Annotated in this window: 24 protein-coding genes and 1 pseudogene; 11 read left to right on the forward strand and 14 right to left on the reverse strand. The window is 52.5% G+C overall.

The genetic code is table 11. From position 1 onward, the window contains the following. The coding region (locus ACTF5Z_RS03380) for an LPS-assembly protein LptD (protein WP_438984493.1) at positions 1 to 1,332 on the reverse strand (1,332 nt) is incomplete at its 3' end. A gap of 48 nt (positions 1,333 to 1,380) precedes the next feature. On the opposite strand from ACTF5Z_RS03380, the gene ACTF5Z_RS03385 reads away from it, so the two are divergent. From ACTF5Z_RS03385 to trpC, 7 genes are all read left to right on the forward strand, one after another. Beyond that, entirely contained in the window at positions 1,381 to 2,406 is a 1,026-nt protein-coding gene (locus tag ACTF5Z_RS03385; RefSeq protein WP_438984494.1) for an aminoglycoside phosphotransferase family protein, read from the forward strand. Next, positions 2,397 to 3,077 (forward strand): N-acetylmuramate alpha-1-phosphate uridylyltransferase MurU, encoded by a 681-nt coding sequence (gene murU, locus ACTF5Z_RS03390; RefSeq protein WP_438984495.1) that lies wholly within the window; start codon positions 2,397 to 2,399, stop codon positions 3,075 to 3,077. The genes ACTF5Z_RS03385 and murU overlap by 10 nt, the downstream gene beginning before the upstream one ends. A 39-nt stretch (positions 3,078 to 3,116) precedes the next feature. Further along, on the forward strand, positions 3,117 to 3,785 hold the full coding sequence (gene rpe / locus ACTF5Z_RS03395; protein ID WP_423849306.1) for a ribulose-phosphate 3-epimerase: 669 nt from the start codon (positions 3,117 to 3,119) through the stop codon (positions 3,783 to 3,785). Positions 3,786 to 3,790: 5 nt separating this feature from the next. Then, complete coding sequence (trpE, locus tag ACTF5Z_RS03400) at positions 3,791 to 5,293, forward strand: anthranilate synthase component I (RefSeq protein ID WP_438984496.1); 1,503 nt, start codon at positions 3,791 to 3,793, stop codon at positions 5,291 to 5,293. Positions 5,294 to 5,400: 107 nt separating this feature from the next. Further along, positions 5,401 to 5,991 carry an anthranilate synthase component II gene (locus tag ACTF5Z_RS03405; RefSeq protein WP_423849308.1) on the forward strand — a complete coding sequence of 197 codons (591 nt, stop codon included), beginning with the start codon at positions 5,401 to 5,403 and terminating at the stop codon, positions 5,989 to 5,991. After that, entirely contained in the window at positions 5,988 to 7,034 is a 1,047-nt protein-coding gene (trpD, locus tag ACTF5Z_RS03410; RefSeq protein ID WP_423849309.1) for an anthranilate phosphoribosyltransferase, read from the forward strand. Before ACTF5Z_RS03405 ends, trpD begins: the two co-directional genes overlap by 4 nt. Then, complete coding sequence (gene trpC / locus ACTF5Z_RS03415) at positions 7,031 to 7,825, forward strand: indole-3-glycerol phosphate synthase TrpC (protein WP_438984497.1); 795 nt, start codon at positions 7,031 to 7,033, stop codon at positions 7,823 to 7,825. Before trpD ends, trpC begins: the two co-directional genes overlap by 4 nt. On the opposite strand, the gene ACTF5Z_RS03420 is transcribed toward trpC, so the two are convergent. After that, positions 7,822 to 8,460 carry a cyclic nucleotide-binding domain-containing protein gene (locus ACTF5Z_RS03420; RefSeq protein ID WP_438984498.1) on the reverse strand — a complete coding sequence of 213 codons (639 nt, stop codon included), beginning with the start codon at positions 8,458 to 8,460 and terminating at the stop codon, positions 7,822 to 7,824. The genes trpC and ACTF5Z_RS03420 overlap by 4 nt on opposite strands. A 104-nt stretch (positions 8,461 to 8,564) precedes the next feature. Here ACTF5Z_RS03420 and ACTF5Z_RS03425 point away from each other — a divergent pair, with 104 nt between their 5' ends. Further along, on the forward strand, positions 8,565 to 8,993 hold the full coding sequence (locus tag ACTF5Z_RS03425) for an OsmC family protein (protein ID WP_009575084.1): 429 nt from the start codon (positions 8,565 to 8,567) through the stop codon (positions 8,991 to 8,993). On the opposite strand, the gene coq7 is transcribed toward ACTF5Z_RS03425, so the two are convergent. The 10 genes from coq7 to ACTF5Z_RS03475 all read right to left on the reverse strand — a co-directional run bounded on the left by coq7 (position 8,990) and on the right by ACTF5Z_RS03475 (position 18,888). Then, a complete protein-coding gene (coq7, locus tag ACTF5Z_RS03430) occupies positions 8,990 to 9,658 on the reverse strand; it encodes a 2-polyprenyl-3-methyl-6-methoxy-1,4-benzoquinone monooxygenase (RefSeq protein ID WP_009575083.1) in 669 nt (222 codons plus the stop codon). The genes ACTF5Z_RS03425 and coq7 overlap by 4 nt on opposite strands. Before the next feature lie 18 nt (positions 9,659 to 9,676). Beyond that, on the reverse strand, positions 9,677 to 10,948 hold the full coding sequence (purD, locus tag ACTF5Z_RS03435; protein ID WP_438984499.1) for a phosphoribosylamine--glycine ligase: 1,272 nt from the start codon (positions 10,946 to 10,948) through the stop codon (positions 9,677 to 9,679). A 10-nt stretch (positions 10,949 to 10,958) separates the two neighbouring features. After that, a complete protein-coding gene (gene purH / locus ACTF5Z_RS03440; RefSeq protein ID WP_438984500.1) occupies positions 10,959 to 12,533 on the reverse strand; it encodes a bifunctional phosphoribosylaminoimidazolecarboxamide formyltransferase/IMP cyclohydrolase in 1,575 nt (524 codons plus the stop codon). Positions 12,534 to 12,549: 16 nt separating this feature from the next. After that, positions 12,550 to 12,777, reverse strand: a complete 228-nt coding sequence (locus tag ACTF5Z_RS03445) for a helix-turn-helix domain-containing protein (RefSeq protein ID WP_009575080.1) — start codon at positions 12,775 to 12,777, stop codon at positions 12,550 to 12,552. Between the two features lie 31 nt (positions 12,778 to 12,808). After that, positions 12,809 to 13,786 (reverse strand): tRNA dihydrouridine synthase DusB, encoded by a 978-nt coding sequence (dusB, locus tag ACTF5Z_RS03450; RefSeq protein ID WP_438984501.1) that lies wholly within the window; start codon positions 13,784 to 13,786, stop codon positions 12,809 to 12,811. A 77-nt stretch (positions 13,787 to 13,863) separates the two neighbouring features. Next, entirely contained in the window at positions 13,864 to 14,757 is an 894-nt protein-coding gene (prmA, locus tag ACTF5Z_RS03455; RefSeq protein WP_438984502.1) for a 50S ribosomal protein L11 methyltransferase, read from the reverse strand. Position 14,758: 1 nt separating this feature from the next. Next, positions 14,759 to 16,105 carry an acetyl-CoA carboxylase biotin carboxylase subunit gene (gene accC / locus ACTF5Z_RS03460; RefSeq protein ID WP_438984503.1) on the reverse strand — a complete coding sequence of 449 codons (1,347 nt, stop codon included), beginning with the start codon at positions 16,103 to 16,105 and terminating at the stop codon, positions 14,759 to 14,761. 14 nt (positions 16,106 to 16,119) lie between these two features. Next, the gene (gene accB, locus ACTF5Z_RS03465; protein ID WP_423853920.1) at positions 16,120 to 16,572 is read right to left on the reverse strand and encodes an acetyl-CoA carboxylase biotin carboxyl carrier protein; all 453 of its coding nucleotides are present in this window, start codon (positions 16,570 to 16,572) and stop codon (positions 16,120 to 16,122) included. A 37-nt stretch (positions 16,573 to 16,609) separates the two neighbouring features. After that, positions 16,610 to 17,053 (reverse strand): type II 3-dehydroquinate dehydratase, encoded by a 444-nt coding sequence (gene aroQ, locus ACTF5Z_RS03470; protein WP_423854716.1) that lies wholly within the window; start codon positions 17,051 to 17,053, stop codon positions 16,610 to 16,612. Positions 17,054 to 17,187: 134 nt separating this feature from the next. After that, the gene (locus ACTF5Z_RS03475) at positions 17,188 to 18,888 is read right to left on the reverse strand and encodes a protein-disulfide reductase DsbD family protein (protein ID WP_438984504.1); all 1,701 of its coding nucleotides are present in this window, start codon (positions 18,886 to 18,888) and stop codon (positions 17,188 to 17,190) included. 110 nt (positions 18,889 to 18,998) lie between these two features. On the opposite strand from ACTF5Z_RS03475, the gene ACTF5Z_RS03480 reads away from it, so the two are divergent. Further along, positions 18,999 to 19,508: a copper chaperone PCu(A)C gene (locus tag ACTF5Z_RS03480; protein ID WP_438984505.1), complete on the forward strand. Its 510-nt coding sequence runs from the start codon at positions 18,999 to 19,001 to the stop codon at positions 19,506 to 19,508. Between the two features lie 12 nt (positions 19,509 to 19,520). Next, on the forward strand, positions 19,521 to 20,546 hold the full coding sequence (locus ACTF5Z_RS03485; protein ID WP_438984506.1) for a DUF2333 family protein: 1,026 nt from the start codon (positions 19,521 to 19,523) through the stop codon (positions 20,544 to 20,546). Positions 20,547 to 20,551: 5 nt separating this feature from the next. On the opposite strand, the gene ACTF5Z_RS03490 is transcribed toward ACTF5Z_RS03485, so the two are convergent. After that, positions 20,552 to 20,893 carry a pentapeptide repeat-containing protein gene (locus ACTF5Z_RS03490; protein ID WP_423850487.1) on the reverse strand — a complete coding sequence of 114 codons (342 nt, stop codon included), beginning with the start codon at positions 20,891 to 20,893 and terminating at the stop codon, positions 20,552 to 20,554. A gap of 16 nt (positions 20,894 to 20,909) precedes the next feature. Next, positions 20,910 to 21,911 carry an adenosine kinase gene (locus ACTF5Z_RS03495; RefSeq protein WP_438984507.1) on the reverse strand — a complete coding sequence of 334 codons (1,002 nt, stop codon included), beginning with the start codon at positions 21,909 to 21,911 and terminating at the stop codon, positions 20,910 to 20,912. Between the two features lie 88 nt (positions 21,912 to 21,999). Here ACTF5Z_RS03495 and ACTF5Z_RS03500 point away from each other — a divergent pair. After that, positions 22,000 to 22,501, forward strand: a pseudogene (locus ACTF5Z_RS03500) (penicillin-binding protein 1B); the annotation flags it as partial.

A 22,501-nucleotide genomic window follows, 5' to 3' on the forward strand; every position in this document is an offset into this window, starting at 1 on the left:
TAATTGGTCTTGGTAGCGACTATTTACGCGACCGCTGTCGAGATCGCGCAAGTAGTTGGGGTCACTGATGCGCGCGATCTGAATTTTAGATGACCAGTTATGGTTGTACTCGGCCTCTTGCGTTAGATTGATATGCCAGCGGTTCTGGCCTACCGAGCCTCCGGCAAAGCCTAGCTCATCGCTGTCGATATAGCCCACTTCAAGTTCGAGCTGCCCAGTTGATTTGCCGAGATAGCGCCCGGCAAGGGTTTGGTGGAACCCGCGCTCTTGCATCAGCATTGGGGTGTAGAGCACATCATAATTTGGCGCTAAGTTTGCGTACAAGGGTACGGCAATGGTCGCTCCGTTTTCTGAATCGTTGCTGATGCTGGGCCATAAAACCCCAGATTTGCGCTTGTCACCCACGGGAAAGCTCATGTTGGGCAGGGCGAGCACGGTCGTGTCTTTGACTTTAAGTTTGGCGCCTTCTGCTCTACCAACGCCGGCTTCAGCGTCCAGTTCAAGCTGGTCGGCATGAAGCTCCCAACTGGGGTCGTCAGGTGCGCAATAGCTCACGGCGCTATTGGTCAGTACCAAGCTTTGCGTGCCTGTTTGCTCTAGCTGCTCGGCTCTGCCGTGTAAAAAGTCGTCGTGAAGGACGAACTCGGCTCGGCTCAATTTTGCAGTTTGATTAGCTCTTGAAATGACGGCAGCTTGGCTTTGCAGCAACACGCCCGGTTCACGAATTACAACGTGTCCTTCAAGTTGTAGCGATTCGCTGTCCTTGGTGATGGTGACTTTATCAGCTTGGATACGTCGGGCGCCTTGAGTGAGGAGGACATCACCTGACAGCACCGAGCCCGTGGGGCTTGTCTCTGAATTGTCGGCGCTTGCGTTAATGTTATCGCTAGAGGCTCCGCTTGTGTCGAAATCGGGCTCAAGGTAGCGGCCGTTGCAACGAACGCAGTCTTCGTCTCGTTGGTCAGCCGGTACTCTGGCAAGTGGCTGCCAATCTAAGTGCGCCGTGTCGGGTATAAGTTTGGATTCAGGCTTTCCCACGGTCGAGCTAGGCTGCTGGTTTTTCGTGCGGTTTGGCTTTGCGCTGACGGTACGCTGTGTCAGAGCAGCACTTGGCGCTGCATCACAGTCCCAGCCAGTGTTATCACGATTCGCTTCGCAACGGTATAGCGTGGATGCAGAGGTTTTATCTGGGGGTGCATCGGCTTGACTGCCGCTAGCATACAACGCAAGCGCAGGCCCCAAGGCCAGCCAAAGTGGGTGAAGTTTGGTTTTGCGTTGAGGAGTTGCAAGCGCCATGGTTACCAGTGGGTCTGTTAGTGCTAAAGTGCGCATGATAAAACATGCGGCTAGGCTTGTCCGACTTAAATTTTGTGAGAATCTGTGCAGACTCCAAATCCTGAAACACAACTGGCGTGGATCAAAACTCAGTTAGGGTTGAACGCAACCGAAGTGCATTTTGACGCGTTGGCTGGTGACGCGAGTTTGCGGCGTTACTATCGAGTTCGCGCGAACGGTCGATCTTGCATTTTTGCCGATGCGAGCGCCGAGCCAGGCGTGACCCAAACCTTTGTATATTGTGCCAAGGTTTTCTCGGATGCCGGTGCGAGAGTGCCTCATCTTATAGCATGGGATGACGAACTGGGGTACTCGCTACAAGAAGACGTTGGAGATCGGCAGCTGCTGCCCTTGTTGACCGACCAGAGTGTTGATGCCTACTATTTAAGCGCCATGCAAATGTTGTCTCAGGTGGCACGAGCGACCACTCGAGCCATCGGGTTGCCGGCTTACAATGCCGAGCGTTTGCGGACGGAGTTGGATGTTTGTGAAGAGTGGTTTATCCGTGGTCTGTTGGGTATGGAACCCTCTGCTGAGTTTCAGAAGGCGCAAGGTGATTTGGATGAAAGACTGATCGGCTCTGCGCTTGCGCAGGCTCAGGTTTTAGTTCATCGCGATTTTCACTCGCGCAATTTGATGGTGACCGATAAGGAATTGGTGGCAATCGATTTTCAGGACGCTGTTATCGGCCCGGTGACTTACGACTTGGTGTCGCTATTAAAAGACTGCTATTGCACTTGGCCCAGGGCGCAGGTGAAAGCTTGGGTAGAGACCTTCTATGACAGGTTAGATGACGCTCTAAAGCCTGCCACTGGTGGTGAATTCTTGCGCGATTTTGACTTAATGGGCCTGCAGCGTCACATCAAAGTTTTGGGTGTGTTTGCACGCTTGTATTTGCGTGATGGTAAGCCCGGTTACTTGCCTGATTTGCCTCGAGTTATTGCTTACATAGAGGAGACGTTAATGCTGTACAGCGAATCAGAACCCAGCGTTGCCGCATTTCGGCCCCTATGGGCCGAGCAGATTCGCCCTGCCTTTAAGCATTGTGATTGGTACACAGCATGCGAGTAATGTTGCTGGCCGCCGGTCGTGGCGAACGTATGGGTGCTCTGACCGAGACCTGCCCAAAACCTCTGTTACCTGTAAACGGCTCGCCGCTGATTGTGCATCAATTGCGCAAGCTTCAGAACATGGGTTTTCGGGAAATTGTCATTAACACCTCGTATTTGGGTGAGCAAATTCAAGCAACCTGCGGTGATGGTAGCCAATTTGGATTGGATATAGCCTATTCGCATGAGCCTGAACGTTTGGAAACAGCAGGCGGTATCGTCAATGCCTTGCCCTTGCTGGGTGATCAGCCTTTTTGGGTCGTCAATGCAGATGTGTGGTGCGACTACCAGCCCTTTCCTTGGGTGCGTCTGCCGCGTGGTGCAATGGCTTCGTTAATTATGGTGGATAACCCAGAACACAACCCTTCAGGCGATTTTGGGTTTAGGCCTAATGGCAGTCTGGCGCTCCGAGATGAGGTCCAAACCCAGGCATTTACCTACTCTGGCATGGGCGTGTATCACCCTGACTTGTTCAAAGGCTATGCGCCCGAGCTGCTTCCCTTGAGACCCTTGCTAGAGCAAGGGATCACCAATGGCGTAATTTTTGGCGAGCGTTTTCGGGGTTCTTGGCTGGATGTTGGAACCCCCGAGCGTTTGGACGAATTAGAGAAAAGGTTCGCTGCGGCCCGCTAACGCGTTAAACTACACATTTTGCGAAACGAGACGCTTGCTGTGACCGATTATTTAATTGCCCCTTCGATTTTATCGGCCGATTTTGCTCGCTTAGGCGAGGAAGTTGACGCTGTGTTAGCTGCCGGGGCCGATGTGGTGCATTTTGATGTAATGGATAATCATTACGTGCCGAATTTAACCATCGGGCCAATGGTGTGTAAGGCCTTGCGCGACTACGGCGTTACTGCCCCAATCGATGTGCATTTGATGGTGTCACCAGTAGATGCCTTGATCACGCAATTTGCCGACGCAGGTGCCAGCTACATTACGTTTCACCCCGACGCATCGACGCACGTCGATCGATCGCTGAGCGCAATCCGCGCGGCAGGCTGTAAAGCGGGGCTAGTCTTAAACCCTCATGTTAGCCCTGATTGCTTGAAGTACGTCATGGACAAGCTTGATATGGTGCTGCTGATGTCGGTGAACCCCGGGTTTGGCGGGCAAAAATTTATTCCCTCGACCCTAGAGAAATGTGCCGAAGTACGTCGTTTGATCGATGAGTCCGGCTACGATATCCGCCTAGAGATTGACGGTGGCGTGACGGCGGACAATATCGCTGATATAGCTCGAGCAGGTGCCGACATGTTTGTGGCGGGCTCAGCTATTTTTAACAAACCGGATTATGCACAGGCCATAGCCGCCATGCGTGCTCAGTTAGCGAGCGTGTAAGAGCCATGTTAAACCCGATCAGCAAGGTAGAATTCCAGCAGCTCAAAGCCGAAGGCTTTAAGCGTGTCCCCGTAGCGGCGACCTTTTTAGCCGATATGGAAACACCCCTAACCGCTTACCTGAAGCTGGCTCGGGGTGCTTATTCTTACTTGTTTGAATCGGTACAAGGTGGCGAAAAATGGGGTCGTTATTCCATTATCGGTCTACCGTGTTCGCATCGATTGGTGGCGCGCGGCCATGTTATGCAAGAAGTCCGCGGCAATGACGTGTTGCGCGAGTGGGAGTCCAGTGATCCGCTGGCAGAGGTCGATGCATTTCGCGAGCAATTTACCTCGGCGCCCATCGAAGGCTTGCCCGTGTTTCACGGCGGGCTAGTTGGCTATTTTGCATACGATACAGTACGGTTCGTCGAGCAGCGCTTGGCCGATTCGGTGCCACATGATGACGTTCAAAACCCCGATATCCTCTTGATGGTATCCGAGGAAGTTCTGGTCTTTGACAACTTGGCGGGTACCTTAACGTTGATCGTGAACGTCGATGTGGATCAGGATCGCGCTTACGATGCAGCCATTGCGCGTTTGGGCGCGCTTGAAGCAGCACTGCCTCAGCCGCTCGAGGCCTTGCCAGCGATTCGCTTAGAGCCTGAAAATGCCGAAGCCATTGAGCAGGGCGCCGAATTTAGCTTTAGTCAAGATCGCTTTGAGTCTGCGGTTGAGCGAGTTAAAGATTATGTATTGGCGGGCGATGTGATGCAGGTTGTGCCCTCACAACGCATGAGTCTGCCGTTTTCTGAGCCGCCGATTAATTTGTATCGTGCGCTGCGCAACCTAAACCCTTCGCCTTACATGTACTATTTAGATTTGGGCGATTTTTATATCGTGGGTTCATCACCTGAGATTTTGGCGCGGGTGCAGGACCAAGAGGTGACGGTAAAACCGATGGCGGGAACCCGTCGCCGCGGCCGCACCGAAGCCGAAGACTTGGCGATGGAGCAAGAGCTTAAAAACGACCCCAAAGAAATAGCCGAGCATTTAATGTTGATTGACTTAGGTCGCAACGATGTGGGGCGCATTGCTGAAACGGGCTCGGTGGTATTGCAAGACAACATGATTATCGAGCGTTACAGCCATGTGATGCACATTATTTCTAGCGTCACAGGACGATTAAAGTCAGGCTTGAGCCCTATGGATGTGTTGCGCTCGACTCTGCCAGCCGGCACGTTATCGGGTGCGCCTAAGGTACGCGCGATGGAAATTATCGACGAACTCGAGCCCGTTAAGCGCGGCGTGTACGGCGGTGCAGTGGGCTACATCTCGTGGTCGGGCGATATGGATACCGCTATTGCTATTCGTACGGCGGTCATTAAGAACCAAACGCTGTATATTCAAGCGGGTGCGGGTATCGTTGCCGATTCGGTGCCGGAGCTCGAGTGGAAAGAGACTCTGAACAAGGCGCGCGCGATGTTGCGTGCGGCGGCGATGGTTAAGTCGAGTGAGCTTTTGCCCTAAACCCCGTGTAAGCAAACGTGCTATAATTATGCAGCTTTAGCGCGTCGGCACGTAAGTTTTTAGTCGTCTCGTGCTATTTAAAAACCCTCGTTTAAGGATCGGCGCCGATGTTGCTGATGATCGACAATTATGACTCCTTCACCTTTAATGTGGTGCAGTATCTCGCGGAGCTTGGTGCAGACGTGCGCGTTGTGCGCAACGACGAAATCAGTGTCGCGGACATCGAAGCCTTAAAGCCAGAGCGTATTGTCATTTCACCAGGCCCTTGCACACCGAATGAGGCTGGAATTTCGCTGGATGTCATCCGCGCTTACGCTGGGCGCCTACCGATTTTGGGTATTTGTTTAGGACATCAAAGTATTGGTCAGGCCTTTGGTGGCAAAGTGGTGCGGGCTCGAGCTGTGATGCATGGCAAGACTTCGCCGATTTACCACACCAACGAAGGTATCTTTAAAGATATACCCTCGCCCTACACCGCAACGCGTTACCACAGCTTAGTCGTCGAAAAAGACACGCTACCTGATTGTTTGGAGGTGACTGCCTGGACGCAAACGCCCGCGGGTGAGGTCGATGAAATTATGGGTTTGCGGCATAAAACCTACGATATCCAAGGCGTTCAGTTTCACCCCGAATCGATCTTAACCGAACACGGTCACGCCTTGCTAAACAACTTTCTATTAGGAAAGGATGCTCCATGAATATTCAGGCAGCTCTAAAACGGCTGGTAGCAGGCGACGATCTTACCTACGACGAGATGCGCGCGGTGATGGCCCAAGTCATGTCAGGCGATGCCACGGATGCACAAATTGGCGCTTTGCTCATGGGTTTGCGTATCAAAGGTGAAACCATCGATGAAGTCAGCGCTGCCGCTCAAGTAATGCGCGACTTAGTGTCTCCCGTTACGCCCAAAAGTGCACCCTTGGTCGATTTGGCGGGTACCGGAGGTGATGGCGCCAATTTATTTAACGTGTCGACTGCCGCCAGTATTGTGGCTGCCGCGGCTGGCGCTCATGTTGCCAAACACGGTAATCGTTCGGTCTCGAGTTCAAGCGGTAGCTCGGATGTACTGAGTGAGTTGGGTATGCCGCTCGATTTAGATTCTGAGCAGGTTGCGCGAGCGATTGACGCGGTGGGATTGGGGTTTTTATTTGCACCCGCTCACCACAGTGCTATGCGTTACGCGGTGGGCCCGCGGCGCGATATGGCTATGCGCACTATTTTTAACGTATTGGGGCCTTTAACCAACCCTGCTTTTGCCAAACGACAGGTGCTGGGTGTGTTCGAGCCAGCGCTGTGTGATTTTATGGCGCAAGTACTGCAGCGTTTAGGTAGCGAGCACGTTCTGGTAGTGCATGGTCATGGTGGTGTTGACGAGTTGAGTTTAACCGGCCCTTCGCAAGTCGCCGAGCTAAAAGACGGCGTCGTCACCAATTTTACTGTGACCCCAGAAGACTTGGGGCAAACCGTAGGTTCCATCGATGATTTAGTGGTCCACAGCGCTGCTGAATCGGCTGCGTTAATTCGGGACGCTCTGGGTAACGCAGGTGGTGACCGTTATGATCGCGCGCGCGCAATCATTGCGATGAACGCAGGTGCTGCGCTGTATGTCAGTGGCTGTGCCTCGACACTCGCAAAAGGCGTGGCTTTGGCTGATGATGTCATTGCCACTGGGCAAGCTAAGGAGAAACTGGCGACCTTTATCCAGTTGACGCAAACCATGAAGGCTGCGGCAGAAGAATGAATACACCCACGATTTTAAGAACGATTGTTGCACGCAAGTACGAAGAAGTCGCCGAGCGCAAACAGCAATTAACGCTCAGTAATCTTGAAGAGCTTCAGTCTGAACAGTCGCCCGTGCGTGATTTTACCGGCGCCTTGGTTGCGCGTTGTTCTAATAATGAGCCAGGCATTATTGCCGAGGTAAAAAAAGCGTCGCCCAGCAAAGGCGTCATCCGCGCGGATTTTCGCCCAGGAGACATTGCCCAAAGCTATGCTGGTGCAGGCGCTGCGTGTTTGTCAGTGCTGACGGATATTGATTTTTTCCAGGGTAGTGATGCCTACTTAAAAGAAGCACGATCGGCGTGTGATCTACCGGTATTGCGCAAAGATTTCACGGTTGATGATTATCAGATCGCAGAAGCGCGGGCGATTGGTGCAGATGCCATTTTATTGATCGCTGCGGTGTTAGATGATGCGCAACTAGCCGATTTGTACGCGGTGTCAACGCATTATGGTCTGCACACGCTGATTGAGGTGCACGACGCACATGAATTAGAGCGCGCCCTGCGCATAGAAGCCCCGTTATTGGGCATCAACAACCGCGATTTGCACACCTTTAATACCGATTTACAGACGACCATTTCACTGCTACCTGAAATCCCCAGTGGTGTTACAGTGATTACCGAAAGTGGCATTCATACTCAAGATGATGTGGCGCTGATGCGTTCTAATCAGGTCAATGGGTTCTTGATTGGCGAAGCGTTTATGAAGCAGCCTGATCCAGGCGAAGCGTTGAAAGCCTTGTTTGCCTAATCTTGAGTCCTAACCAATAGGGTCTGGCCAGTAATGACGACCAGGCCATCCTCTTCTAGGGACTTCAAAACCCGGCCGGCCATTTCTCGGCTGCATCCAACTAAGTTACCTAGTTCTTGCCGAGTGATGCGGATAAGCCGCCCTTCGGGGTGCTCTTGTGCTTCGGGTTGTTCGGTGAGATCGAGTAGCGCGTGAGCAATGCGGCCAGCGACATCGACAAAAGTAAGATCGCGTAATTTACGTGTGGTCTGCACCAAGCGTGAGGCCACTTGAGAGGCTATGGCAAATACGATGTCTGGGTACTTATCTCGGATGCTGTTAAGTTTGCTGTAAGAGATCGAGGCGATATAGCAGTCGGTTTTTGCCACGATCTTCGCACTGCGATGAAGGGCTTCGGCACTAAAAAATCCCAGTTCGCCGACAAATTCACCTTCGCTTAAATAGGCGACAACCATTAATTGGTTGGGGTCTTTTTCTTCGGCAACTTGGACAGAGACGGTGCCCTCTAAAATCAGATACAATCTGTCCGATTCACTGCCTTCGGCAATGATGGTTGCTTTGGCCTCGTAGTGCTGAGTTTCGCATTCGCGAACAAAGGCTTTATAGAAACTTAGATCGTGTTGACGCTCGAGCACACAGGCCTTCCGTAGTTAAGACAGGGCTACAGTTTAGCGTGTATCTGAGCAAAGTAAACAAAGATGCTATAAGTCATCTTTAAGTAATAGGTAAGGAGCAAATTTTGGAAGCGCGTGTAAAATGGACCGGCGGCAAGCAGTTTTTAGGTGAAAGCGGTAGCGGTCACTCGGTTGTCATGGATGGTCCCGAAAGTCTTGGTGGGCGTAATTTAGGTATTCGGCCGATGGAAATGCTGTTGATAGGCGCCGGAGGCTGTGCGAGCTTTGATGTGATCAGTATGCTTGAAAAAGGGCGCCAGAACGTTGTGGACTGCGAGGTGCTGCTGCAAGCTGAGCGTGCCGATGCAGTGCCTGCGGTTTTCACCAAAATTAATATGCATTTTGTGGTTACTGGCGTGAAACTCAAAGAATCGCAAGTGGAACGCGCGGTCGCGTTGTCGGCTGAAAAGTATTGCTCTGCGTCTATTATGTTGGCTGCCGCAGGAGTTGAGGTGACGCACACCTTTGAAGCAAGAGAGTTTGGTCAGGACTAAAGGTAGTAGCTACTTTTAGTCATCGCGGTCGCTACCGCGCTCATTGCATTTTTGATGGGTTTTGGTAGCTCGGCACCGCCTGCCTCTAACGCGGTTTCACCGTGGCGTTGCTCGTCTTCGATCATGGTTTGTAATATCAGACGGGAGCGACGATCCGACTCGGGCAATTGCTTTAAATGATCTTTTAAGTGGCGGCATACGCGCTCTTCCGTTGCGGCCACAAACCCTAAAGACCATTTGTCACCAGCTGCACCCGCAAGGGCACCTAAACCAAACGATAGTCCGTACCACAAGGGGTTCAGTATGCTGGTGTGGCTGTCGAGTTGGTCCAGTCGTTCTTTGCACCAGACCAGATGATCGACTTCTTCTTGCGCGGCATCGCGCATTTCTTCGCGTACTTCGGGGAGCTTCGCCGTCAAAGCTTGCCCTTGATACAGCGCTTGAGCACAGACTTCGCCTGCGTGATTAACGCGCATCAAGCCAGCCACATGGCGTTTTTCAGAGTCGCTTGTCAGCCCCTCGCTGTGACCTGAGGCCGGACTGGGCCGCGAGGCGACTAAGCCCTTGTTGGTTAGAGTTTTTACCACGGTATCGACTTCGCCTACTAAGCGATCTAACAGGCTTAACTGCCGAGTGCGAGGTCGAACCAGTGGTAGTGTGCTCATTTGCTTTTAACCTTTCTATTACAATGCGCGCCAGCCGATATCGCGGCGGTAATTCATACCCTCCCATGATATCGCTTTTATTGCGTCATAACAGTTTTGCTGGGCTGCCTGCAAATCGCTGCCCAGCGCCGTGACGCAAAGCACGCGTCCGCCGTTGGTAACAACATCGTTGCCATTCGATTTGGTTCCCGCGTGGAAGACTTTAACATCTTCACTGTCTGCTTGTTCTAAGCCGCTTATAACGTCACCTTTGGGGTAATCGGCAGGGTAGCCGCCCGCCGCTAATACCACCCCCATGCTGGGGCGAGGATCCCATTCAACGTCGCGCCCATCGAGCTCTCCTGCTAAAGCAGCTTGGCACAAGGCGACTAAGTCTGACTTCAAGCGCATCATGATGGGTTGTGTTTCGGGATCACCAAAGCGACAGTTAAATTCAATCACTTTGGGCGTGCCCTCGGTGTCAATCATAAGGCCTGCATACAAAAACCCAGTGTAATCGGCGCCTTCGCTGGCCATACCTTTGAGCGTCGGATAAATGACTTCGGCCATAATGCGGTCGTGAATTTCGGGTGTTACGACCGGCGCGGGAGAGTAGGCCCCCATGCCGCCCGTGTTGGGCCCCGTATCACCTTCGCCTACGCGTTTGTGGTCTTGGCTGCTGGCCATGGGTACGGCATTTTTACCATCACAGACAACGATAAAGCTCGCTTCCTCACCCAGCAGACACTCTTCGATAACGACACGACAACCCGCATCACCAAAGGCATTGCCAGACAGCATGTCGGTCACTGCATCGATGGCTTCTTGTTCGGTTGTTGCTACGATGACGCCTTTACCGGCGGCTAAGCCGTCGGCCTTGACAACGATGGGTGCACCTTGCGCTGTTATGTACGCAACTGCGGGCTCTACTTCGGTAAATGTTTGGTAGGAGGCCGTCGGGATATTATGACGGGCTAAAAACGCCTTAGTGAATGCTTTGGAACCTTCGAGTTGTGCTGCGGCTTGACTGGGCCCAAAGCAGGGCAAACCGCGTTGAGTAAAGTCGTCGACAATACCCGCAACCAGCGGTGCTTCCGGGCCAACAATAGTAAGGCCCACACCGTTTTCAATCGCGAAGGCGGCAAGCGCATCAAAATCCAAAGGGTCGATTGCAACGTTTAACAGGCCTGCTTCGCGCTCGGTACCGGCGTTGCCTGGTGCGACAAATACCGTCTCGACGCTCTCTGATTGAGCTGCCTTATAGGCCAGCGCGTGCTCGCGACCGCCACTTCCAATAATCAATACGTTCACGATTTGCTCCTTAGTGACGGAAATGGCGCATACCAGTAAATACCATGGCGATGTTTGCTTCGTCCGCCGCCGCAATGACCTCTTCATCACGAATTGATCCGCCTGGCTGAATTACGGCCGCAATACCCACCTTGGCAGCGTTATCAATGCCATCGCGAAAGGGGAAGAAAGCATCAGACGCCATGACCGACCCTTGTACTTCAAGTCCGGCATGCTCGGCTTTAATGGCCGCAATTCTCGCTGAATTAACTCGGGACATCTGACCTGCACCAACACCGATGGTTCGCTGGTTTTTGGCGTAGACGATAGCGTTGCTCTTGACGAATTTAGCGACACGCCATGCAAATAGTAAGTCGGCCATCTCGGTTGGGGTCGGGGCGCGTTTGCTGACCACTTTTATTTCATCAGCGCCAATTAGACTCAGGTCGCGATCTTGAAGCAAAATGCCGCCATTAACTTGTTTGATATCGAGCGCGGGAGTAGTTGCTTGCCAGCCCGTAGTCGTTAAGACGCGCACATTGGTTTTTTGCGCCAGTACTGGCAGTGCGTCGTCATCCACGGTTGGTGCGATGATTACTTCCACAAACTGGCGGTCGATGATCGTTTTAGCCGTCTCGGCGTCGAGTGGGCGGTTAAAGGCAATGATGCCACCAAAGGCGCTTTCGGGATCGGTTTCAAACGCTTTGTGGTACGCCTCTAGAAGGGTTGTTGCAGTCGCTACGCCGCAGGGATTGGCGTGCTTAACGATAACGCAAGCGGGCTCGGCGAATACTTTGACGCACTCGAGCGCAGCGTCGGTGTCAGCAACGTTGTTGTAGCTGAGCTCTTTGCCCTGAACCTGTTGGGTATTGGAGATGCTGGCGTCAGGTGCAGGCGATTCGGCATAAAATGCAGCGGCTTGATGGGGGTTCTCGCCGTAGCGCATTCCCTGAAGTTTAGTAAATTGCTTCGTGTAAGTGCGCGGGAACTTGGGCTCGCCACCCTCTACGAATTGACCGAAGTGGTTGGCAATAGCGGCGTCGTACTTAGCGGTGTGCTCAAAGGCTTTGATGGCTAAATCGAAGCGCGTCTCGTAAGTTGTAGCGCCGTTGTTTGATTTTAGTTCGTCTAAAATGCGACCGTAGTCGGAGGCATTTACGACAATGGTGACGTCTTTGTGGTTTTTAGCGGCAGAGCGAACCATTGTAGGACCGCCAATATCGATGTTTTCAATAGCATCTTCTTGAGTGCAGTCTGGTTTTGCGATGGTCGCTTCAAAGGGATAAAGGTTTACGACGACCATATCGATAGTCTCGATCGCATGCTCTGACATGACGTCGTCATCGGTACCGCGACGTCCCAAAATACCGCCATGTACTTTAGGGTGTAGCGTTTTAACGCGTCCATCCATCATTTCAGGAAAGCCTGTGTAGGCAGAGACTTCACGAACAGGAAGACCAGCCTCAGACAGCAGTTTGTACGTTCCACCTGTGGACAGTAGCGCGACATTCATAGCGCTTAGTGCTGTGGCGAACTCTACAATGCCGGTTTTATCCGACACGCTAATTAATGCTTGTTTTACGGGGGCAAGAGCGGCTGTAGTCATGTGTGTCCTGAACGTTTTAGTCGATGAGTTGGTGGAATTTGAGTTTTTTGCGCAAGGTGCCGCGGTTTAAGCCCAGCATCTCGGCTGCTTTGCACTGGTTATGATTGACCTGCTCCATCACGTAGGCCAACAAAGGGCCTTCTACCTCATTAATGACCATGGTGTATAGGTCGCTGGGCAGTTGGCCATCCATTTGTTCGAAATAGGTGTCTAAGCTTGCTGTTACAGCGTTGCGTAGGCTCATAAGAGTGTCCTTTGCCTATTATTCATCGTTATTACGCCGCATCTTTTCTAAGAGTCGCTGTTAATTGCTGGATAAAGTCCAGTTGTTCTTGGGGGTGCTGAATTTGGTTAAAGCTTGATCGTACGCTTCGGTCGAGGTCCATAGATTCAAAGTACCAGCTGGCGTGTTTGCGAGCAAAGCGCACGCCCATAAAGTCGCCGTAAAATTCATGAATCGCAGCTACATGCTGGTAGGCGATGTGTAGTTTCGTTTCACGACTGGGCGCTTCTAGTACCTCGCCGGTACGCCACTTGTGCTTTATCTGACCAAGTAACCAAGGTTGACCCTGTGCGCCGCGGCCGACCATGATCCCGGCAGCACCTGTGTAGTTTAACACCTTAAGTGCCTGATCGGGGTGGGTAATATCACCATTTGCGATGACTGGGATCTCGACGCGGCTTACTACCTCTGCGATCGTATCGTATTCGACGGCACCTTTAAACGCGCAGGCTTTGGTGCGCCCGTGAATTGTAAGTGCAGCAATGCCAGCGTCTTGCGCGATGAGGGCAATGGTTGTGGCGTTGCGCTCGTTTGGTGATGTGCCGGTGCGAATTTTGAGGGTCACGGGAATATCTACGGCAGACTTTACTGCGACTAAAATGTCTTGTACCAAGGCTTCGTTGGCGAGCAATGCCGACCCCGCCGCCTTTTTACACACTTTTTTTGCAGGGCAGCCCATATTGATATCGATGATATCGGCGCCGGCTTCCTGGTTGAGTCGAGCTGCTTCCCCCAGTTGTTGGGGGTCATGGCCGACAATCTGTACGATATGAGCTTGGTTGGAGTCAATGACGCTGCGCCATTGGGATTTTTGGGTTTGGCGCGTGTCTGGGTTGGCACTGATCATTTCGGCGACTGCGTAGGACGCGCCGTGTTCGAGGCAGAGTCGACGAAACGGCAAATCTGACACGCCAGCCATAGGTGCGGCGATGACGGGATAGTCAAATTGATGGCGGCCGATCGTCAGCAAAGTCGTTACCACTCTTTATGGGGAATTGGTAAGGATACCGCATGTCGTGCGGTACTAGAACGAACATTTAAAAAAACTCAATGCTTACGCTTGCGCCCGATTAAACAAACCCATTCGTCGGTTTGATCGGCAATATGCAGCTCGACCGCCGGCAAGTAATGTTCGCTTACAGCCGGAACTTGGGATTCAATCAATCCTGCGAGCACTAACAATCCGTCGGGCTTCAAAAATTCGACTAATTTTGGCGCTAACATCATCAAAGGTTCGGCCAAGATGTTGGCAACAAGGGTGTCGGCACAAGCAGGCCCAAGGTGCTGGTCTTCTTGCTCTGGCCCGACCACGATGAACTCGCTACTCGCAATGCTATTGCGTCGCGCGTTGTCTGCAGTTGCAACCAGTGCTTGTGGGTCGTTGTCGATACCCACAAAGCGTGAAGCGCCCATTTTCAGCATGGCAATGCCCAGAATGCCCGATCCACAACCATAATCGACGGTCATTTGATCTTTGAGCTCTTGTTGGGCCAGTTGCTTTAAACACATTGCTGTCGAAGGGTGGGTTCCTGTGCCGAATGCTAGGCCTGGATCCAACAGCAAATTTACCGCTGCTGGATCGGGTGGGGTACACCAACTAGGACAGATCCACAGGTTGTCAGCAAATTGAATGGGTTGGTAGTGTTTTTCCCATTCGCGTTCCCATACACGGTCTTCTAGAATTTCGATATCAAACTGGCCTGAGGGTGCAAACACGTGTTGAAGATGTGAGCGTAACGATTCACTGGGAGTATCAGCCGTGAACAGCCCTAAAATGACTAGGTTGTCCCAAAGGGGTGTCTCCCCAACTCCGGGCTCGAGCACAGGTTGGTCTGCGCCATCTTGAAAAGTAATGGATACCGCGCCAAGTTCGAGCAGGTGGTCCTCGATGGTTTCGTGCAATGTCTTGGGCGCACGCGCTCGAACTTGGATCCAGGCCATGTTAGTCTTCCAGGAGGCCTTCGAGGTAGTGAATGCTCACACCGCCGGCTAAGAACGAGGTGTCTCTGACAAGGTTGCGATGCAGAGCTGCGTTAGTCCGTATACCTTCTACAACCAACTCATCTAGCGCGCGCTGCATGCGTTTCATAGCGGTAGCGCGATCGTGTCCGTGAGTAATGACTTTGGCAATGAGTGAATCGTAAAACGGGGGCACGGTGTAGCCGTCGTAAATGTGGGAGTCAACCCGCACGCCGATACCGCCCGGCGCATGGAAACGCTTGATCTTGCCAGGCGAGGGCAGGAACGTTTGAGGATCTTCCGCGTTGATTCGACATTCCATGGCGTGCCCGGTAAAGGTGATATCGCCTTGCTCGAAGCCAAGGGCTTCACCTCCCGCGACGCGAATTTGCTCGCGTACGATGTCGACACCGGTAATCATTTCGGTGACAGGGTGCTCTACCTGTACCCGGGTGTTCATTTCGATAAAGTAAAACCCACCGTCTTCGTACAAGAACTCGAAAGTACCTGCGCCGCGGTAGCCGATGGTTTTACACGCATTTACACAGCTCTCGCCTACGGCTTGACGCAGCTCATCGGGAATGCCAGGTGCAGGGGCTTCTTCGATCACTTTTTGGTGTCGACGTTGGAGTGAGCAATCGCGGTCGCCCAAGTGAACAACGCCGCCTTGGCCGTCAGCCAATACTTGAATTTCGACGTGTCGCGGACGCTGCAGATATTTCTCGATGTAGACGACATCGCTGCCAAAGGCCGCAGCTGCTTCTGACTGTGTGACCTGCACCGAGGACAGCAGTGCTGCCTCGTTGTGGACGACGCGCATTCCCCGGCCGCCGCCGCCAGCTGCGGCTTTAACAATTACCGGATAGCCGATACGACGCGCAATTTCGAGGGTCCGATCGGCATCGGCAGTCAAGGGGCCGTCCGAGCCAGGCACCGTGGGGACGCCGGCCTTTTTCATGGCCTCAATGGCCGATACTTTGTCGCCCATTAAGCGGATGGTATCGGCTGTGGGGCCAATAAAAATAAAACCGCTGCGCTCAACTTGCTCCGCAAAATCGGCATTCTCGGCCAAAAAACCATAGCCGGGGTGAATCGCATCGGCGTTGGTGACTTCGGCTGCGCTGATAATCGCCGGTATGTTTAGGTAGCTTTGCGCTGAGGCCGCGGGACCGATGCAGACGGCTTCGTCTGCTAAACGCACATGCATGAGGTCGCGGTCCGCAGTCGAGTGTACGGCTACCGTTTTGATGCCCAGTTCCTTACAGGCTCTAAGCACGCGCAAGGCGATCTCGCCGCGATTCGCGATCAGGACTTTTTCTATGGTTCGCATCGATCTGCTCCCGATCAAATAATCGTGATCAGAGGCTGGTCGAACTCAACGGCTTCGCCGTTTTCGACCAAGATGGCGCCAATTTTGCCGGACTTGTCTGCTTCAATTTGGTTCATCATCTTCATTGCTTCGACGATACAGATGACGTCGCCGGCGTTAACGTTTTGGCCAACCTTGATGAAAGGTGCGGATGTTGGTGAGGGCGCAGCGTAGTACGTGCCGACCATCGGTGATTTAACGGCATGACCCTCTATCGCAGCTTCTTTAGGTGCTTCTGCCACTGGCGCCGCAGGTGCAGCGGCCGCCGGAGCGGGTGGTGCGTAGGTCGGCACAGAGGCAACCGAGACATTACCTGCGGGTGCGCTGCGGCGAATACGGACAGAATCGTCGCCTTCATGAATTTCGATTTCGTCGATATTTGACTCTTCGAGAAGCTCAACCAATTTTTTGACCTTGCGGATATCCATAGTAGTTCAACCTTATAAAGTGAAAGCGCTTGGCGCGTTAATGTTGTTTTGTGTGCTCGATCGCTGCCGTTAGCGCCAGTTCGTAACTTTTAACTCCAAAGCCACAAATAACGCCGATGGCGACATCCGATAAATACGAGTGTTTTCTGAAGGGTTCTCGAGCATGTACGTTCGATAAGTGCGTTTCAATAAATGGAATGGCGACACCGGTGAGTGCATCGCGTAAGGCAACGCTCGTATGGGTCAACGCACCGGGGTTAATCACAATCACATCGACATTAGCCGCGCGTGCAGAATGAATTTTGTCGATGAGTTCGTGCTCAGCGTTGCTTTGGTAGCAGCTAATTTGCACACCTTCTTGCAGGGCAATGAGTTGAAGTTGCCCATTGATATCGTCTAGCGTGCTGTGGCCGTAGACTCCGGGCTCGCGTTGGCCAAGTAAGTTGAGATTGGGGCCATGTATTACCCAAATTGTCGCCATAGTAGAGCCGCCCCCGCTGCCTGCTTATAATGGCGCAAGTGTGACAAATTACCGTTTAGAAGTCCATGGGTTCCGAGCCGTTTCGCCGCAAATCACGCTTTTTAGCGTGATTTACCTTAATTGACTGGCAGTATTTACTGTGCGCCAATCGAATTCAGTACAATTTCTTTGGTGAGAATTTGGGGCAAGATTACCGGCGGCTGGCTATTTCCTGGATAGACGAGGTAAAACGGTATGCCGCTGCGCTGAAACTCTGCCAAAAATTCTGCAACCGCGGGGTCGTAATTTGTCCAGTCGATAATGTGGTAGATGACATTGCGTTCGGCAAAGGCTTGCTGAATTTCCGCAGTTTCAAGCACGGCCTTCTCGTTGGCAATGCACGTAATGCACCAGTCGGCGGTGACGTCTACAAAGACCGTCTGCGCCCCGGCTGTCAGCGTGTTGAGCTCGCTGCGCGAAAACGCGCCACTTGATGATTGGGTTTCGGTTTGGACGGGCGGGTTGAAGGTTAGTAGGATGGCAAGTGCGAAGGTCAGTGCAGACAAGCGTTTTGCCCAACCTGTTTTGCTCCAGAGCCATAGCGACAAGGCTATTAACAAGCAGGCAACCAGTAAGGTGGCGAAGACATCCACGCCTGCTTGGCGCCCTGCAACCCAAAGTAACCAGATTACCGTCATGTAGAGTGGGAATGCTAAAAATTGCCGGAACGTGACCATCCATGCGCCTGGTTTCGGCATCCACCGTCTAAGCGTGGTGCTGTAGCTAAGAGCTATCATGGGTAATGCCATGCCTAGCCCGAGTGCGGCGAAAACTAGCAGCGCTGTTGCGGTATTTTGGGTTAGCGCAAAACCTAAAGCCGTGCCCATAAATGGCGCTGTGCAGGGGCTTGCTACCACGACCGCAAGTACGCCCGTAAAAAAGCTGCTCTTGTGGTTGGTTCCTTGGGTGAGTGAGCTGCCTAAGCCCATGAACGACGTTCCGAGCTCGGCAAGGCCCGATAAAGCGAGCGCCATTGCGAAGAACAGAAGCGCCAGCAGCCCGACGAATTCAGTGCTTTGTAGCTGGAATCCCCAGCCAACTGCTTGACCGGCTGCTTTTAACGTCAGTATAAGACCGGCAAATGCCACAAAACTTAAAACAACGCCTGCGGTGTAATACCAGCTGTGAACATGGTTTTCCTTCGGATCAGCGCTGACAAAACCTAAAACTTTTAACGAAAGAATAGGGAAAACACAGGGCATTAAGTTGAGGATGGCCCCACCGAGCAAGGCGAACAGCATTATTGTCCACACGCTTTGCGAGCTAACTTCCGGTCGCGGCTGCAGGGATTGCTGAGCTTGCCGATATTGCTCTTCACTTAGGGGTAAAACTTGTCCGGCCGCAGGCTGTAGCTCGAAGTAGTCCGTGCGCGGAGGATAGCACAGGCCTGCATCGGCGCAGCCTTGCGAGGTAATGGCAAGCACCGTGCCGTCGGGTATGGGAGTGGCGGTGCTTAGGTCAATGTCAGCAAACTCGTAATAGACTTTTACGTCGCCGAAATATTCATCCGTTTTATCGATAGCTGCTGAATAGCGAGCGCTTACGCCCGGTGCCCTGGATTCGGGCTTAAGAGCAAATGCAAACTGATGCTGATACAGATAGTATTCGGGAGCGATTTGCCACAGTACCTTTAGCGTTTGTGCATCGATCAGGTCGACTTGAACCTTGTAAGCGTCTTCAACAGGTAAAAACTCATCTTGATTGCTTGCTGTTAGAAAGTTGCCTTGCGCCAGACTTTGCAGTGGCAGGGCGAGCAGTAATAGCACGGCAAACAACTTGCGAATTCCCTGATCCATTTGCAACCTCAAGCGGTAAAAAGAGCGTAAATACTAGCAGGTTGCTGGTGTAATCCCAAAGTTTCGCCAATCATTCGTGCTATAGTGGCGTCAGATAAAGGAGTGTTGCTATGAAGTTTGTTTTGCAGGCCCTCATGCTCGGTTTAAGCGCGGTGTGTGTTAGTGATGTGGCGGCGAGTCAGGCGCAACACGAGCAGCAGCAGGCCTCGCATGGTAGTCATGCTAATGAGCTACACATTATGAATGGTTGGGTTCGTGCGCTGCCGCCCACGCGAAAGGTGACTGCGGCGTATCTGACATTGCATAACGCTAGCGATACCACAATGACAATTGACGGGTTTAGTTCACCCATCGCAGCTGCTGCAGAGCTGCATGATTCGGTCCTTCAAGATGGACAGATGCGCATGATCAAGCAGCAGGCTTTGGTGTTGGCGCCCGATGAGCACAAGACATTACAACCTGCTGGTTTGCATGTGATGTTGATGGGGCTTGAAGCTATGCCGAAAGAGGGCGATCAAGTCGAAGTGTGCGTTAAATCAGGCGAGTTGAAGTCTTGCAAGGCAGTGCCTGTGTTAAAAATGGCTCCTATGGATGCGATGCCGCATCACCAACATCATTAAACGGAGCAAATCATGGCGCTGCAGCAACTGAAAAACCGAATTAAGACGTGGTTGCCCACCGGCGCTGTGGGCCTGGCTGGCCCCTTGGGAGGTTTGCTCGCGGTTTATATTTTACTGGTGGCGGGGTTTGGAATTTATTGGTCTCGCGCGCCTGCACCTTTCGATGTTCAAGCCATTATCGCGGAGTCTTCATCCCGCCCGGCGACGGGTGTTGCCACAACATTAACTGCCATTCAGCTGGGCGAAAGTCTGTTATCGAAGCCGGGGGGCTTTTTGCGCAATGACATCGCGCCACCTGGGGTTTTGTTGGATAACATCCCCAACTGGGAATACGGCGTTTTAATTCAGCTGCGTGATTTGACTCGGGCGATGCGAGAGGTGATGTCTCGATCGCAATCACAATCACGCGAAGACCCCGATTTGGCTTTGGCGGAGCCTCGCTTTAACTTTCAGGCTAATTCTTGGATGTTGCCAAGTTCCGAATCCCAGTACGAGGAAGGCTTGGCGTATTTGCGTGCGTACTTGGCGCGTTTGCAAGACCCTGAGGCAAAAGAGGCGCAGTTTTACGCCAGAGCCGACAATCTTCGACATTGGCTGGCAGCAGTAGATATTCGGCTGGGCAGCCTGTCGCAGCGCTTGAGCGCCAGTGTGGGGCAGCGGCGTGTGAATACCGATTTGGCTGGTGATGGCGCCGCAACTCAGTCCACGCCGGTACCGGCCGAGCTAGAAGTTAAAACACCGTGGGCTGAAATTGACGATGTGTTTTATGAGGCGCGTGGTACCGCCTGGGCCTTGTTGCACATTCTGCGTGCTATCGAGGTGGACTTTGCGGATGTGTTGGCCAAAAAGAACGCTACTGTGAGTGTCCGACAAATTATCCGAGAACTCGAGGCCACGCAGGAAAACGTATGGAGCCCCATGATATTGAACGGCAGTGGCTTTGGTCTGTGGGCTAATCACTCATTGGTCATGGCGAGCTACTTAACCCGAGCCAATGCTGCCATTGTCGATCTCAGAGATTTGCTAGCCCAGGGTTAGGTAAGCTAGCGACGATAGCGCAGGCGCGTGCCTGTATCCAGAGACAGACGTATCTCTTCGGGGCTTAATTCGTCTGGGAAGTAGGTGCCCGAGAGTTTGGCGTCTAGGATGCTTGCTCCCTCTAAATTCGTGTTGCGAAAGTCGATACCGGACAGATCGGCGTTGCGGAAGTAAGCGTCGCTGAAATCTAAGCCGTCGGCATTCATGTTGCGCAAATCTCGACCACGGTAATCGCCGCTTTTAAGTTCGCTGGTGCTAAGAGTGTCTCGCGCTTCATTAAACGCTTTAACGTCTTCTTGGCGCAGCATTTGATAAAGAGGATCGGGTTTAATTTCTGGTTTGCTCACCGTTTGGCCTCGCGAGTTAGTTACCAAAGAAAGATTGGCGTAAGTGCTGACAGGTGTCAGCACTCAATCTAGGACCATATTGACTCACGATGGTTCCCGCCGCAAGGCTGCCAAAGCGTCCCGAGGTGGCAAAATCCTCACCGCGCGTGAGTGCATATAAAAACGCGCCTGCAAACATATCACCTGCCCCGTTGCTGTCGATGGCGTGTACTTGGTGTGCGGGTATCTCAATGAGTTCGCTACCATCGTAGGCAAGCGCGCCCTCTGCGCCGCGGGTAATAACAAACTGCCGCGCTTTGTGTTTTAACACCTCGATCGCGACGTCTAGGGATTCAGTTTTGGCATAGGTCAGTGCTTCCTGAGTATTGCAGAAGATTAAATCAACGCCATCGCCGACCAAGGCATCGATTTGCGATCGAAAAAATTCGACCATGCCGGGATCCGAAAAGCTGACCGCGATTTTTACCTCGTTCTGTTTGGCGATATCGCGGGCGCGCAGACAGGCTTTCATGCCGGTTGGTGAGGGCGCTTGATAGGCTTCTAGATAAAGCCACTCGCTCGCACACAAAGCTTTGGTATTGAGTTGGTCGAGCGACAAGGCCGCACTGATGCCCAAAAAGGTATTCATGCTGCGTTCCGCATCGGGGGTAATCATGACCAAACATTTACCCGTAGTGCCAATACCTCGCGCAACGGATTCGTCAAAGGCTACACCTGCTGCTGCCAAATCGCCGAGATAGATGTCACCGTACTCATCGTGCGCCACTTTGCAGGCAAAGTACGTTGGGCTACCCAGTAGGGCCGCCGCAATCACCGAGTTGGCAGCACTACCACCACTGGCGTGTTCGGCGGTGGTTAGGTGATCTTGTAGGTGGGCAATTAGCTCATCTTGACGGGCTTCGTCGACTAAGGTCATTAAGCCCTTTTCGACCTGCATGGTGTTAAGGTCTTGATCGGTGACTTTAATTTCAGTGTCGACAAGTGCCGCACCGATCCCGAAGATGGTGTATTGCTTCATGTTGGGTCGCTTCGCGTTTGGTTTCGTGTATTATCTCAGCATCCACTCTAATTAAAAGTGTAATCTTTTCGCATAATCGGCTTATTTCATGTTGCGCAAGCTTTCTATTGTATTGTTGAAGTTATTTCTGGCGTGTTTCGCTTTGGGTTTGCTATGGGTTGCCTATCTCGATGCGACTATAAGCAATACCTTTGATCAAAAGCGATACGCGCTACCGGCGACGGTATATGGGCGTTCACTTGAGCTCTTCGAGGGTGCGCCCATAGAACCTGCGGCATTAGTTCGCGAATTAGATTGGGTGGGTTATCGCTCAGTGGCATCTTTATATCGGCCAGGGCAGTACAGCCGCAATGGCAATCGCATTGAGGTTTATACGCGAGATTTTAAGTTCCCTGATCAATTTGCCAAGGGTGCTAGAGTGGCGATTACGCTGAGTCAAGGTCGAGTCACAACGCTAACGCGGGAAGGCAGGGCAATCGATTTACTCCGACTTGAGCCGATGGTGATCGGGGGTGTCTACCCTAAACACGGTGAAGATCGATTGCTGGTGCAATTAGCCGATGTGCCTGCGAGTTTGACGCAGGGCTTGT

Origin of the sequence: Aequoribacter sp., assembly GCF_965659035.1 — a bacterium.
Classification (GTDB): Bacteria; Pseudomonadota; Gammaproteobacteria; order Pseudomonadales; family Halieaceae; genus Aequoribacter.